This window comes from Sphingobacterium sp. SGR-19 (genome assembly GCF_011043555.1).
Classification (GTDB): Bacteria; Bacteroidota; Bacteroidia; order Sphingobacteriales; family Sphingobacteriaceae; genus Sphingobacterium.
This window is the reverse complement of record NZ_JAAKGS010000001.1, coordinates 747,894-760,644: the sequence shown is the minus strand read 5'-3', so window position 1 is coordinate 760,644 and position 12,751 is coordinate 747,894. Positions and strand designations below refer to the sequence as shown.

15 protein-coding genes are annotated in these 12,751 nt (G+C 39.9%); 8 read left to right on the top strand and 7 right to left on the bottom strand.

From position 1 onward, the window contains the following. Positions 1–4: 4 nt before the first annotated feature. Entirely contained in the window at positions 5–820 is an 816-nt protein-coding gene (gene kdsA / locus G5B43_RS03375; RefSeq protein WP_165293278.1) for a 3-deoxy-8-phosphooctulonate synthase, read from the top strand. 34 nt (positions 821–854) lie between these two features. Here the strand turns inward: kdsA and lysS are convergent, their stop codons facing one another. After that, positions 855–2,561, bottom strand: coding sequence for a lysine--tRNA ligase (lysS, locus tag G5B43_RS03370; RefSeq protein WP_165293277.1), 1,707 nt, complete (start codon positions 2,559–2,561; stop codon positions 855–857). Positions 2,562–2,694: 133 nt separating this feature from the next. Here lysS and G5B43_RS03365 point away from each other — a divergent pair, with 133 nt between their 5' ends. The 6 genes from G5B43_RS03365 (at position 2,695) to G5B43_RS03340 (ending at position 7,695) form a co-directional block, all read left to right on the top strand. Continuing rightward, positions 2,695–2,940, top strand: coding sequence for a type B 50S ribosomal protein L31 (locus G5B43_RS03365; protein ID WP_130139794.1), 246 nt, complete (start codon positions 2,695–2,697; stop codon positions 2,938–2,940). Between the two features lie 85 nt (positions 2,941–3,025). Beyond that, on the top strand, positions 3,026–4,207 hold the full coding sequence (locus G5B43_RS03360; protein WP_262887152.1) for a putative sugar nucleotidyl transferase: 1,182 nt from the start codon (positions 3,026–3,028) through the stop codon (positions 4,205–4,207). A 27-nt stretch (positions 4,208–4,234) separates the two neighbouring features. Next, the gene (gene tpiA / locus G5B43_RS03355) at positions 4,235–5,005 is read left to right on the top strand and encodes a triose-phosphate isomerase (protein WP_165293275.1); all 771 of its coding nucleotides are present in this window, start codon (positions 4,235–4,237) and stop codon (positions 5,003–5,005) included. Continuing rightward, complete coding sequence (gene prmA, locus G5B43_RS03350) at positions 5,005–5,844, top strand: 50S ribosomal protein L11 methyltransferase (RefSeq protein ID WP_165293274.1); 840 nt, start codon at positions 5,005–5,007, stop codon at positions 5,842–5,844. The genes tpiA and prmA overlap by 1 nt, the downstream gene beginning before the upstream one ends. A gap of 61 nt (positions 5,845–5,905) precedes the next feature. After that, positions 5,906–7,276, top strand: a complete 1,371-nt coding sequence (locus tag G5B43_RS03345; RefSeq protein ID WP_165293273.1) for a Mur ligase domain-containing protein — start codon at positions 5,906–5,908, stop codon at positions 7,274–7,276. An 89-nt stretch (positions 7,277–7,365) separates the two neighbouring features. Further along, positions 7,366–7,695, top strand: a complete 330-nt coding sequence (locus tag G5B43_RS03340; protein ID WP_165293272.1) for a helix-turn-helix domain-containing protein — start codon at positions 7,366–7,368, stop codon at positions 7,693–7,695. A 139-nt stretch (positions 7,696–7,834) separates the two neighbouring features. Here G5B43_RS03340 and G5B43_RS03335 read toward each other — a convergent pair whose 3' ends face one another. From G5B43_RS03335 to G5B43_RS03325, 3 genes are all read right to left on the bottom strand, one after another. Continuing rightward, positions 7,835–7,996 (bottom strand): hypothetical protein, encoded by a 162-nt coding sequence (locus G5B43_RS03335; RefSeq protein WP_165293271.1) that lies wholly within the window; start codon positions 7,994–7,996, stop codon positions 7,835–7,837. Between the two features lie 131 nt (positions 7,997–8,127). Further along, the gene (scpB, locus tag G5B43_RS03330; RefSeq protein WP_165293270.1) at positions 8,128–8,688 is read right to left on the bottom strand and encodes an SMC-Scp complex subunit ScpB; all 561 of its coding nucleotides are present in this window, start codon (positions 8,686–8,688) and stop codon (positions 8,128–8,130) included. 11 nt (positions 8,689–8,699) lie between these two features. Further along, complete coding sequence (locus G5B43_RS03325; RefSeq protein ID WP_165293269.1) at positions 8,700–9,821, bottom strand: CofH family radical SAM protein; 1,122 nt, start codon at positions 9,819–9,821, stop codon at positions 8,700–8,702. A gap of 131 nt (positions 9,822–9,952) precedes the next feature. Between G5B43_RS03325 and G5B43_RS03320 the strand changes: the two genes are divergently transcribed. Next, positions 9,953–10,225, top strand: a complete 273-nt coding sequence (locus G5B43_RS03320; protein ID WP_165293268.1) for a GNAT family N-acetyltransferase — start codon at positions 9,953–9,955, stop codon at positions 10,223–10,225. A gap of 1 nt (position 10,226) precedes the next feature. Here the strand turns inward: G5B43_RS03320 and G5B43_RS03315 are convergent, their stop codons facing one another. Genes G5B43_RS03315 through kdsB form a run of 3 tightly spaced genes read right to left on the bottom strand, consistent with a single transcriptional unit; the run spans position 10,227 to position 12,418 of the window. Further along, a complete protein-coding gene (locus G5B43_RS03315) occupies positions 10,227–10,991 on the bottom strand; it encodes a sulfite exporter TauE/SafE family protein (protein ID WP_165293267.1) in 765 nt (254 codons plus the stop codon). Between the two features lie 3 nt (positions 10,992–10,994). Then, positions 10,995–11,654, bottom strand: a complete 660-nt coding sequence (locus G5B43_RS03310) for an HAD family hydrolase (RefSeq protein WP_165293266.1) — start codon at positions 11,652–11,654, stop codon at positions 10,995–10,997. 20 nt (positions 11,655–11,674) lie between these two features. Continuing rightward, positions 11,675–12,418, bottom strand: coding sequence for a 3-deoxy-manno-octulosonate cytidylyltransferase (gene kdsB / locus G5B43_RS03305; RefSeq protein WP_165293265.1), 744 nt, complete (start codon positions 12,416–12,418; stop codon positions 11,675–11,677). Between the last annotated feature and the right edge of the window lie 333 nt (positions 12,419–12,751).

Here is a 12,751-nt window from a genome sequence, read left to right as displayed (position 1 = left end):
ATATATGATTCAACAATATTTACCTGCCATTAAACACGGGGAGTCCACCCGTTTTTTTCTAATGGCAGGCCCTTGTGCTATTGAAGGGGAGGAAATAGCTCTCCGCATTGCGGAGCGGATCGTAAAGATTACGGATAAATATGGGATTCCTTACATTTTTAAAGGGTCTTATCGAAAAGCCAATCGTTCGCGTTCGGACTCTTTTACAGGCATAGGGGACGAGAAAGCCTTGAAGATACTGGAAAAGGTGGGGCAGACATTTGGCGTTCCGACAGTAACGGATATACATGAGAGCCATGAAGCCGCTATTGCTGCGGCTTATGTTGATGTATTGCAGATACCGGCGTTTCTGTGCAGACAAACGGAATTGCTGGTCGCTGCTGCGGAAACGGGAAAAGTGATCAATATTAAAAAAGGACAATTTCTATCAGCGTCTTCTATGAAATTTGCCGTAGATAAAGTGAAAGACGTCGGAAATGATAAAGTATTTCTAACCGATAGAGGGAACACGTTCGGATACCAAGACTTGATTGTGGATTTTAGAGGGTTACCTGAGATGCGTGCTTTTGGCGTACCAACGGTGATGGATTGTACACATTCACTGCAACAGCCTAACCAAACGTCGGGCGTTACCGGAGGAAAACCGGAACTTATTGAAACGATCGCCAAGGCAGCTATTGCTGTTGGAGCAGATGGACTATTTATAGAAACGCATCCCGATCCGGCCAATGCAAAATCAGATGGGGCAAATATGCTGCATCTCGATTTGTTGGAAGGCTTACTTGAAAAATTAGTGCGTATCCGCGAAGCGATTTTATAATAGGAAATTAGAGATGTGGGTTACCCCTACATCTCTAATTCTTTACGATAAACTTATTGTCACCCTCGACAACAATATTAATTAAATCCTTTTGACGTAAACTTTTTGTCGCAGCATCCCATTTTTTTCCACTCAATCTTGTCGCTAGTTTCACGTCTGCCAAGATATTACGTTCTTCCTGAAGTTGCGCCAATAGCAGTTTTTCATCCTCTGTCAATTCGATAACGATTTCTTTTTTCTCCGGACGCATTTGCGGGAAAAAGAGTACTTCTTGGATAGAAGCGTTATTGGTTAGGAACATAATCAAACGGTCCATACCGATGCCAAGTCCCGAAGTAGGGGGCATACCATATTCCAACGCGCGTAAGAAATCTTGATCGATGAACATCGCCTCATCATCTCCTTTTTCAGAAAGACGAAGTTGCTCTTCAAAACGTTCACGTTGATCTATCGGATCATTTAATTCTGAATAAGCATTGGCAATTTCCTTTCCGCATACCATGAGTTCAAAACGTTCCGTCAATTCCGGATTGTCTCGGTGTTTTTTGGTTAATGGGGACATTTCGATAGGATAATCTGTGATAAACGTAGGTTGGATATAATTGCCTTCACATTTCTCTCCGAAAATCTCATCAATCAGTTTGCCTTTTCCCATGCTGTCGTCTACAGCAATGCCCATGCTTTTAGCTGCTTCGCGGATTTCGGATTCGGATTTGTTTAAGATATCAAAGCCTGTAAATTCCTTAATGGCATCTGCCATGGTTACCCTTTTATAAGGAGCCTTGAAGTCGATTTCGTGTTCTCCAAAAATTGCTTTTGTTGTTCCATTGACAGCAAGCGCACAATGCTCGAGTAAGCGTTCTGTAAAGCTCATCATCCAGTTATAGTCCTTGTACGCCACGTATATTTCCATTGCGGTAAACTCTGGGTTGTGTGTGCGATCCATTCCCTCATTACGGAAATTTTTGGAGAATTCATATACGCCATCGTAACCCCCTACGATAAGACGCTTTAAATAAAGCTCGTTTGCAATACGTAAATATAACGGAATGTCCAATGCGTTGTGATGCGTCATAAACGGACGTGCAGCAGCACCTCCGGGAATGGATTGAAGGATAGGTGTCTCTACTTCCATATAGCCCGCATCGTTGAAAAATGAACGCATGGCATTAAATAATTTGGTGCGTTTAACGAATATTTCTCGATTTTGCGGATTAACGATCAAGTCTACATAGCGCATGCGGTAACGTTGTTCCGGATCGGTAAAGGCATCATACGTTTTGCCGTCTGCTTCCTTTACAATAGGCAGCGGGCGTAGGGATTTTGTTAATACCGTGAGTTTTTCAACATGGATGGAGATTTCCCCCGTCTGTGTCGTAAAAACATAACCGTCAACACCGATTATATCGCCAATATCCAACAGTTTCTTAAAAACGGTATTATATAAGGTCTTGTCTTCACCAGGACAAATGTCATCGCGTTTGACGTAAGCCTGGATCCGCCCGGTAGCATCCTGCAATTCCATAAACGAGGCACTCCCCATGATACGACGACCCATCATTCGTCCCGCAAAGCGGATATTTTTGTAATTCAATTTATCTCTTTCGTAATTCTCCAGAATATCTGCAGCCGAGACATTTACTTTAAACTCGTCCGCTGGGTACGGGTTGATATCTAAGTCGATAAGGGCTTGGAGATTTAGTCTACGCTGTTGCTCCTGTTCTGATAATACGGTGCTCATGGTAATGATTCAAAATGCTAAATGAGAATGCAAAAGTAGGAAAAAATCTATAAAATATTCTTTTGTTTTATTTAGAGAAATAGATTATCTTTGCACCTCAAATTGTTGAATATATAATAATCATAAAGATAAAATGAAAAAAGATCTGCATCCATCAAACTACAGATTAGTTGTTTTCAAAGATATGTCTAACGACTATTCTTTTGTAACTAAATCATGTGTAGACACAAAAGAAACTATTACTTGGGAAGATGGTAATGAGTATCCATTGGTGAAATTGGAGATTTCGCATACCTCTCATCCATTCTATACCGGTAAAATGAAATTGGTTGATACAGCTGGACGTATCGACAAATTCCGTAGCCGTTACCAAAAGTAATTTAGAACACTGGCTCCGGTCATAAATAAGTTTCATCCCGATAGGTTCTTCTTGTCGGGATTTTTTTATGTAAATTTATCGAATTATGCTGTTAGAAGTCGTATTACATGATCGAGCCCCGTGGCGAGAACATTTATTGCCTATGGCTTTCACAAGACCAGTGGGAGCTTTTCGAATTGGAATTCTGACACTACAAGAGAAATGGCAATTGTTATTCGATGTTCCCGTTGGCTTTTATACAGAACCATACCTTCAAGAAAAATTTCATGGTCCTTCATCTTCCGCGACATATTTAGTCGTGCGCGCTAACCTTTGTCCTACAATGGACCTGGTCAATACCTTATGTACACTAGAAGAAGGGTGTGTATTGGAAAAGGATGGCGATTGGATAGCGTATAAAATCAATAAGTGGAGTCCACAACCGGAGAGAAGCACGTTAAAGGTGCATAATTTTGAAGGCGAGCTGCGACGTATTCAATTTTTAGAAGATATTTATCTCGAAAATGCCAAACAAATTGTCTTTGATTTTAATCTGCTTACAAAAGATAAAACTTCCTCACCACTGCATCCTTCCAATCTGGTAATAGGGGATAACCTCTATGTCGGAACAAATGTGGAAGCATTTGGTTGTACCTTTAATACAGCGCAAGGTCCTATTTATATTGCTAATGATGTATTAATAGAGCAGGGGAGTCATTTGAGAGGTCCAATAGCGATCGGCAAGGGTGCAAGAGTGAAGATGGGAAGCCGTTTGTATCCGAATGTGAGTGTTGGTCCAAAAGCCACTATTGGCGGAGAGGTCAATAATACGGTCATGTGGGAGAATAGTGCAAAAGGGCATGATGGGTATCTAGGCTGCGCTGTAATCGGAGAAGGATGTAATTTAGGCGCAGGTACAAGTAATTCTAATCTTCAAAACAATTGGAAGGCGATTAAGTTGTATGATTATAAACTTGTTGATTGGCGGAAAACAGAACGAAAAAAAGTGGGAGCGTTTATGGGCGATTTCGCGATGTGCGGGATTAATTCTTCCATTACAACAGGTGCAGTAATAGGTGTAGGTGTACAACTGTCTATGTCAAATATTATTCCGAAGTTTGTGCCGGACTTTTCTTGGATGACAGACGAAAAACAAGAAACGTATGTTTGGAATAAATTTGAAGATATGTTGAAAGAGCGTGGAGGAATGATAAATGAAGAAATACAGGAAACAGACCTTCGTATACTATGGGAGGTTTATTGTTTAACAAGACGAGAAGAAAATTAATATTAAAATAGATAACAATAAAAAACGATGAGAAAAAACATTGTAGCAGGAAACTGGAAGATGAATTTGGATTATGAGAAAGGTGTAAGCTTGTTCTCGGAAATTGTTAACATGGTGAAAGATGAGGTAGTGGGCGATCAAGAGGTTATAGTATGCAGCCCAGCAATCCATCTGCATAGCATTGCAAAGTTAGCAGAACCAGTAAGCAACGTTGCTGTCGGAGCTCAGAATATCCATCAGGCTGAATCCGGAGCATATACCGGTGAAATATCCGGAGCGCAGGTAAAATCCACAGGTGCAGATTATGTTATCTTAGGCCACTCGGAGCGTCGAGCCTATTTTGGTGAAACAGACGCTTTATTAGCACAAAAAGTAGATGCTGCACTCGCCAACGGTTTAAAACCTGTTTTCTGTATTGGAGAAACGAAAGACGAACGCGAGGGAGGTCAGGTTTTCGATGTTATCAAAACACAACTTGAAAAGGGCGTATTCCACTTATCTAATGAAGATTTTGAAAAAGTAGTGTTGGCGTACGAGCCGGTATGGGCTATTGGAACGGGATTAACAGCTTCTCCCGAGCAAGCCCAGGAGGTACACGCTTTTATACGGGAAACGGTTGCTAATCATTATATGCAGAAAATTGCAGATGCGACGACCATCCTATACGGGGGAAGTTGTAATCCGGCAAATGCAAATGAATTGTTTTCGCAGAAGGACATCGATGGTGGATTGATTGGGGGAGCATCCCTGAAATCACGAGACTTTTTAGAAATTGTAAAGGTTTTTAATACGAAATAATGAAGTATTCTTCTGTTACGTTTACTTCTCCAACTATGGAAGATTGGCAGAGAGACCTGCTGATTGATTCACTGGGAGCGATTGGCTATGACACATTCGAATATACAGAACAAGGGTTCATAGCTTACATTCCGATGGCCAACTTGGATATACAGGCATTAGAGACGTTGTTATTACGGGAAACGGAGGGTTTTGATATCCGTTACACCATCCAGGAAATAGAAGATCAGAATTGGAATGAGCTATGGGAAAGTAACTTTCAGCCGATTACCGTGGATGATATATGTTATGTACGGGCAACCTTTCATGAACGGAAACCTAGTATGCCCTACGAGATTATTATCGACCCCAAAATGTCATTTGGAACTGGGCATCATCAAACTACATCGATGATGCTTTCCTATATTTTAGAGAATGACTTCCAAGGTAAGGAAGTGTTAGATATGGGATGCGGTACGGGGATTCTTGCTCTATTGGCTGTCATGCGTGGCGCAAAACACGCTCTTGCGGTAGACTATGATGAAATTTGTATAGATAGTGTAAACGAGAATAAAATACGGAATAATATCGAATCTATTGATGGTGAGTTAGGGTCTGAAGAATGTATAAAAGATAAGGTGTTTGATGTTATTCTTGCCAATATCAACCGTAACATCTTAATGGAACAACTGGAGCAATACGGTTTAAGTACAAAGTCTGGTGGAGAGTTGTATATTAGCGGTTTCTATGATGGGGAAGATCTGGAAATGCTGATAGAAAGAGCACAATTTGCTGGATTTGACTATCAGCATAAAAAAATGCGTGATAGATGGTGTGCAGCGAAGTTTGTTAGGAAATGATTGCACAGACGGGAATGCCTAAACTGATGGGTAGGATTTTGACTTTTTATTTTTAAGAAGTATGCGAGTTCATTTTATAGCAATTGGCGGTGCAGTAATGCACAACTTAGCCATTTCATTGGCAGAGCAGGGACATCAAGTGAGTGGATCCGATGACCAAGTTGTCGAGCCGTCAAAGTCTAGGTTGAAAAATGCCGGGCTTTTACCTAAAGCAACGGGTTGGTTCCCCGAGAAGATAACAGAGGATATTGATGCCGTAATTTTGGGTATGCACGCGGAAAGCGAGAATCCTGAATTGCTTCGCGCACAAGAGTTGAATATTAAGATATACTCTTTTCCAGAATTTATCTACGAACAAAGCATGGACAAAACTCGGGTAGTTATTGCCGGAACGTATGGCAAGACGACTATTATGAGTATGGTTATGCACGTGCTCAAGAAACTCGGACGCGATTTTGATTATCTTGTAGGTGCACAGTTAGAAGGGTTCGATTCTCTGGTGAAATTAACTGCTCATAATAAGGTCATTCTATTAGAAGGAGATGAATATTATGCATCTCCGATAGATCACCGATCAAAATTTCATCTTTTTAACCCTAACATAGCTTTAATCAGTGGGGTGGAGTGGAATGAGAGTAGGGCAAATATGGGGCAAAAAGAGTATTTTAAGCAATTTGAGACGTTTATTGATACTATCGTGCCAAAAGGTACACTGATTTACAACAAGGATAATCAAAATCTGGTAGAGATAGTGGAGGCAACTTCGGACTGCAATATTAACCGACACGGCTATAAGCTACCTGAATATTCCATTAACAAAGGTGTGACATATCTCCATCTAGGGGAAGAGCGTATTTCTTTGCAAGTGTTTGGGAAATTGAATTTATCGAATATAGCCGGAGCATATACGGTTTGTGAATGGTTGGGTATCAAACGAATCGATTTCTACGAGACCATCAAAGATTTTAAAAGTTCCATCCGCTATTTAGAATTTGTAGCGAGCGACAACGAGAGTGTGGTATATCAAGATTTTCTTCACTCACCGTATAAGCTCCGGACAAGCATCCATGCGGTTAAGGAACAATTTCCGAACCAAGGACTTGTAACGATCATCGAATTAAACCCTTACGACGTTGCGAACCGGAGTTTTTTGGATACCTATCGAGAATCCATGGACGAATCCGACTATGCTGTGGTTTTAATTAACAAAGAAGCTATCAAAGAGAAAAATATATTAATAAGTAATTTAGCGTCTGAAATTCAGCAAGTTTTTAATCATAAAAACTTTACATTTTTGACAGATATTTCTTCTTTAGAAGGTTATTTGGACAAGTTTAAATCGTTAAACTTCAATCTCTTATTTATGGTTTCGCCCCATCAGAACAGTATGGATATTGTCAGTTTTGCGGATAGATTCCTTAAAAATTATTAATTATTCTGTAAATGCAGTCTCTTTAGTATCTTTTTATTACTTTTGGAAAAGGAGAGAATTATCTAACAGAATAAGACAGCAATACCAAAATGAATGCACTAGGAAAGAAAATTCGTCTGTTAAGACATCAAAAAGGTTGGAGTCAAGAGGACGTAGCGAAACGTCTGGACATTTCAATCCCGGCTTTTTCGAAGATTGAAACGGGGATTACCGATGTGAACTTATCTAGATTGAACCAGATTTCTAAACTATTTGGTATGTCATTGGTTCAGTTGTTGTCTACATCCGACTCAGAAGAAGAAAGACAAGCGCAGGATGAAATTGATGAATTGAACAATAAACTACAAGCTCGGGAAGTTGAAGTGATAGAACTGCAAAAGAAAGTAATCGAACTCTACGAACAGCTTCATAAAAAGTAATTTAATTTTTAAATTATATACAAGAGGATTTGCCATTCAGTTAAACAGGCATTGATTACAAACTATTAATAATAAAAAAGCAGGGTTTCTAAAAATCCTGCTTTTTTAATGTTTCCCACCAACTTTACGTGATCATGTATTAAAAATCATCGTCGTCATCGTCGAAATCATCGAACTCTCCGATAGAATCAATCTCATCTAATTCGAAATCGTCATCATAAACATCATCCGCATCATCCTCTGGACCGTTAAAGTTAATAATTTCTTCAACCAAAACCTCTTTTTCTGCCGCTGCCATCATAGTCTTGTCGTGTTAATAAATGATAAATCTACTGTTTGTTATCGACCGTAAAAATAATCAAGAATCTTCTAACTTGAAATTTTTTTTGTTTTTTTATCACCTGTCAGCCAGTAAGTTAAAATGCCTGTAAGCTATTTTGAGGCTTCGCCTATACTATTATCCTCCGTGATAATGTCTTTCAGCTGGGGTAAATCTTTAACCGACTTAATACCGAAATGTTGCATAAATTGCCCGCTGGTCGTATATAAGAGAGGTTTACCGATGGTTTCCGCTTTCCCAGCAATTTCAATTAAATTTTTTTCCAACAGCCGTTGAATAGAATAATCACAGTTCACACCTCGAATTTGTTCCACCTCCAATTTGGTAATAGGTTGTCGATAGGCAATGATAGACAGTGTTTCCAAGGCAGCTTGGCTAAGTTTCTTTTTGTCCTTATGTGCTTGAAGTTGGTTGACCGCTTCGTGGTACTTTTCTTTAGTTAGAAACTGATAATGTCTATTAAAAATCTTTAGGCTAAAGATATGTTCTTCGGCTTCATATTTTTCCTCTATCTTCTTTAACAGGTCTAATACTTCTTGTTTATTGATGTCGATGGCTAAGGCATCTTTAAGTACCTGTTTTAGATCATTGGCATTGATTCCCTCTTCGGATGCAAAAATAATAGCCTCTATATTTAACAATATATCCTTCACGATGATATACTTTAGTAGTTAATGACTTGTTCTTCCATCTGCGGCAGCTGTCTGAACTCATATTTTTGTGTACGTAATTGAGGTTCAAAACCAGCTTCCAAGATAGCCTCCTGTATAGATGTAGAAGTGAAGCGATGCGGTGCACCTGCAGCGGAAACGACATTTTCTTCTATCATAATAGAGCCGAAGTCGTTGGCCCCCGCGTGTAAACAAAGTTGTGCGGTTTTCTTTCCTACAGTGAGCCACGACGCCTGTATGTTCTTGATGTTGGGTAACATAATACGACTCAATGCAATCATTCGGATATATTCTTCGCTACTTACATTATTGGTGATGCCGCGAAGGCGTTTTAGCAAGGTGCCGTCATCTTGAAAAGGCCAGGGTATAAAGGCAATGAACCCGTAAGCATCGACAGGTTTTTCGTGTTGGACTTCGCGAATCCATACTAGATGTTCAAAACGCTCTTCTATCGTTTCAATATGGCCGAACATCATCGTAGCCGATGTAGGTAAATTGATTTGATGGGCAGCGCGCATGACATCCAACCATTCCTGTCCGCCACACTTACCTTTTGAAATTAATCTGCGTACCCGGTCGTTTAGTATTTCAGCTCCTGCACCTGGAAGCGAATCCAATCCCGATTCCTTCAATGCACGAAGTACTTCAATATGGGAAAGTCCCTCTAGTTTTGCGACGTGGGCAATTTCAGGTGGTCCAAGTGAGTGTAGTTTGAGGGTAGGATAAAGTTCTTTAAGCTGCTTGAACAAGCTCGTGTAAAACGTAAGGCCTAGATCCGGGTGATGACCGCCCTGTAAAAGCAATTGGTCGCCACCATATCGAAATGTTTCTTCGATTTTCTGTTTATACGATTCAATATCGGTAATATAGCTTTCTTCATGCCCCGGACGGCGAAAGAAATTACAGAATTTACAGTTCGCAATACAGACATTGGTTGTATTGACGTTGCGGTCAATCTGCCAAGTAACTTTGCCATGAGGAACTTGTAGTTTTCGTAATGCATTAGCGACATAGGTCAGATCTGCCGTCGCAGCATTTTGGTATAGATAAATACCCTCGTCCTTAGATAGGAATTCGAAATTAAGCGCACGCTCAAGTAATTTGTCTACATTCATCGTCAACAAAGATACATAGGATTTTTATTTTTTTAATGTAAGCTTTATACGGCTAAAGAACTATTATCCCAAAATTTTGTTATATTTATTTGAAAACATATGATAAACTATCTTAAAAAAACATTGATATTATGGAATTAACACATGTAGCAGATAGCGGCAGATGGCTGGCCCTGAATGATGAAGTACAGATTGGTGAGTTAATTTATCAAGTAGACAATAATGTAATGACGATCTCCCACGCCGAGGTTGAACCTTTTTATCGGGGTAATAAAATTGCGGAGGAACTTGTTTTGGCCGCTATCCGCCAGGCAAGGGACAATGGATGGAAAGTAGTTCCAGCTTGCTCGTTCGCGAAAACTGTATTTGATCGCTACCCGAGTGAACAAGATATGTTGGCGTAGGTCACAATACGATTAGCAATATTGCTGAAATAACGACCAGTGTTATAATAAGCATGCGGAATTTCTTTTCTGGAAGGATCTTGATTATTTTTATACCTATGAAACCACCTAAAAGAATGAAAGGGATAGCAAATAAATTCAGATAAATGCCTGACCAAGTAAGGTTATGCCACACAAATGCCTGTAAGGGGATTTTAGTGAAATTCAAAAGCATAATAAACCAAGCGGAGGTAGCGGCAAAACTGATCTTGCTCAATCGCTTCGAGAGCATATAGACGGAAAGAGCAGGGCCGGCGGCATTACCTATCATAGTGGAGAAACCCAGAATAAAACCGAAAATAGGCGAATACCATCGGTTTTTTGTCAGTCTGTCTTGCCTCTGTTGAGAGGTTTTTTCCAACCAGATCATGATACCTACTCCTACAATGATGCATGCACCAATCAGTAGCTTAAATAATTTATCATTAATATAATTCCCCAGGAGTAAACCGACAACGAGTCCAAATAGCGCAGCGGGTAATAATATCTTCACTTCTTTCCACAGAAACTCTTTTCTGTAATAGATAACGGCGACCAAGTCTGCAATACAAAGGAGGATGAGCACGATACCCGTTGAATATTTTGCGCCAAACAGGAAGGCGAATAGGGGGACGGCCAATGTGCCGATATTCTGGATGCCTGTTTTAGACATACCTATTAGCAAGGCACATACAAAATATAAGACCCATCCCCAAGGGGAAGAAATAAGTTGTAGTGCTTCGCCCATGAACTATTGTTGTAATAAGTTCAGTACGCGTGTTGCGTTTATTTCGCGATAATCATTGATGTATAGAGAACATGGAGGCAATTCCTCTCGACTGTGAGAACTCAATACCCCCACCACCTTCATTCCCGCATTTAATGCAGCGGTTACACCGGAAAAAGAATCTTCAAATACAACGCAAGCATCCGGTGATACCCCTAGTTTTTCAGCAGACTTTAGATAAACCTCGGGATGAGGCTTATGTTGGGAGACATCTTCGCTTGCCATTAGCGAATCCATCCTAGCATCGATTTGTAAGCTGTCCAAAATCAATTTTAGATTTGCCAAAGGTGCTGAGGTCGCCACAGCTGTCTTAAATCCGGCAGATTTTAAGTCATCCAGAAACGGCAGATAATGAGGTAATGGAACAACTTCTTGGTGATATATTTTCCGGAAAAGAGCTTCCTTTTCTTCTTCCAACTGTTTCAATTCTTGCCCTATAATCTCCCTTTTGAAGAAATGTGTCATAATATAACTATTATGCTTTCCATACATATGTTCTTCAAATTCCTTTTCCGTATAGGGGATTTTATATTTGTCAAAAAATTGTTCAAAAGCTTTAGCATGATAGGGGTTCGTATGGCAGATAACTCCGTCCATGTCAAAAATAACTGCAAATGGATTCATAATGTGGCAAAGATACGTTTTTATAGGCTAAAAAATTTCCTTTTGATAAGCTCGACATCTTCAGGGTGGTCGACGGCGATGGTGTCAAATTCGGTCTCTGCTATTTTGATCTTGTAACCATTTTCTAACCACCGTAGTTGTTCTAACCCTTCTGCTTTTTCATACGAAGACACAGAAAGTTTCGTAATTTCTTTTAATATATCCACTTTATAGCCATATATGCCGATATGTTTAAAATAGGTATAATTGTTTATCCAGTCGTTTTGTTTTGCCCCGCGTTGAAAAGGGATGGTCTGTCGCGAAAAATACATAGCTTCTTTTCTGGAATTGACCACCACTTTCGGTGTGCTTTCATTAAATAGATCATCGGGGTTGTCTATTTTTTTTACCAAGGTTCCTATTTCAGTTGCTGCATCTTGAAAAAGATTACCCAAGAGCTCAATCTGCAACGGACTTATAAAAGGTTCGTCACCCTGAATATTAATGGCCACATCAAAACCGCTTATTTTCGAAACCACCTCCGCACAACGATCTGTTCCTGATTGGTGGGTTGAAGATGTCACAATCACATTTCCGGCAAATGAACGCACATGCTCCTCAATTCTGGCATCGTCCGTAGCTACAATAACTTCCGAAAGACTAGCGCAACCTTTCACCTGTTCGTAAACACGTTGAATCATGGATTTGCCGCCGATATCAACTAATGGTTTTCCCGGAAAACGGGACGATTCATACCTTGCCGGGATAATTCCAATTGTTCTCATATCCAAAGTAAGTCATTACTTTGTTTACCTCAAAAAAATAATCAAAATTTCCCCAACAAGAATACAATATTCTTCATGGGGAAAAGGCTATTCGTGTTGACGAACGCGTCGTTCTTTATAAAGAAAAGAGTATTCGCCAACAGGAAAGCACTATTCATTATGAAGAAAAGGCTATTCGTGTTGATGAACGCATCGTTCTTTATAAAGAAAAGAGAATTCGCCAACAGGAAAGCACTATTCATTATGAGGAAAAGACTATTCGTGTTGATGAACGCATCGTTCTTTATAAGGAAAAGAGAATTCGTTAACACGAATGCATCGTTCGTGTTAGCG

Excerpts from the sequence above, each read along its gene's own strand:
- G5B43_RS03325 (WP_165293269.1), bottom strand. The coding sequence starts at position 9,821 with ATGAATGTAGACAAATTACTTGAGCGTGCGCTTAATTTCGAATTCCTA.
- lysS (WP_165293277.1), bottom strand. The coding sequence starts at position 2,561 with ATGAGCACCGTATTATCAGAACAGGAGCAACAGCGTAGACTAAATCTC.
- kdsA (WP_165293278.1), top strand. The coding sequence starts at position 5 with ATGATTCAACAATATTTACCTGCCATTAAACACGGGGAGTCCACCCGT.
- tpiA (WP_165293275.1), top strand. The coding sequence starts at position 4,235 with ATGAGAAAAAACATTGTAGCAGGAAACTGGAAGATGAATTTGGATTAT.
- G5B43_RS03345 (WP_165293273.1), top strand. The coding sequence starts at position 5,906 with ATGCGAGTTCATTTTATAGCAATTGGCGGTGCAGTAATGCACAACTTA.
- G5B43_RS03340 (WP_165293272.1), top strand. The coding sequence starts at position 7,366 with ATGAATGCACTAGGAAAGAAAATTCGTCTGTTAAGACATCAAAAAGGT.
- G5B43_RS03365 (WP_130139794.1), top strand. The coding sequence starts at position 2,695 with ATGAAAAAAGATCTGCATCCATCAAACTACAGATTAGTTGTTTTCAAA.
- kdsB (WP_165293265.1), bottom strand. The coding sequence starts at position 12,418 with ATGAGAACAATTGGAATTATCCCGGCAAGGTATGAATCGTCCCGTTTT.
- G5B43_RS03335 (WP_165293271.1), bottom strand. The coding sequence starts at position 7,996 with ATGATGGCAGCGGCAGAAAAAGAGGTTTTGGTTGAAGAAATTATTAAC.
- G5B43_RS03310 (WP_165293266.1), bottom strand. The coding sequence starts at position 11,654 with ATGAATCCATTTGCAGTTATTTTTGACATGGACGGAGTTATCTGCCAT.
- G5B43_RS03315 (WP_165293267.1), bottom strand. The coding sequence starts at position 10,991 with ATGGGCGAAGCACTACAACTTATTTCTTCCCCTTGGGGATGGGTCTTA.
- G5B43_RS03320 (WP_165293268.1), top strand. The coding sequence starts at position 9,953 with ATGGAATTAACACATGTAGCAGATAGCGGCAGATGGCTGGCCCTGAAT.
- G5B43_RS03360 (WP_262887152.1), top strand. The coding sequence starts at position 3,026 with ATGCTGTTAGAAGTCGTATTACATGATCGAGCCCCGTGGCGAGAACAT.
- prmA (WP_165293274.1), top strand. The coding sequence starts at position 5,005 with ATGAAGTATTCTTCTGTTACGTTTACTTCTCCAACTATGGAAGATTGG.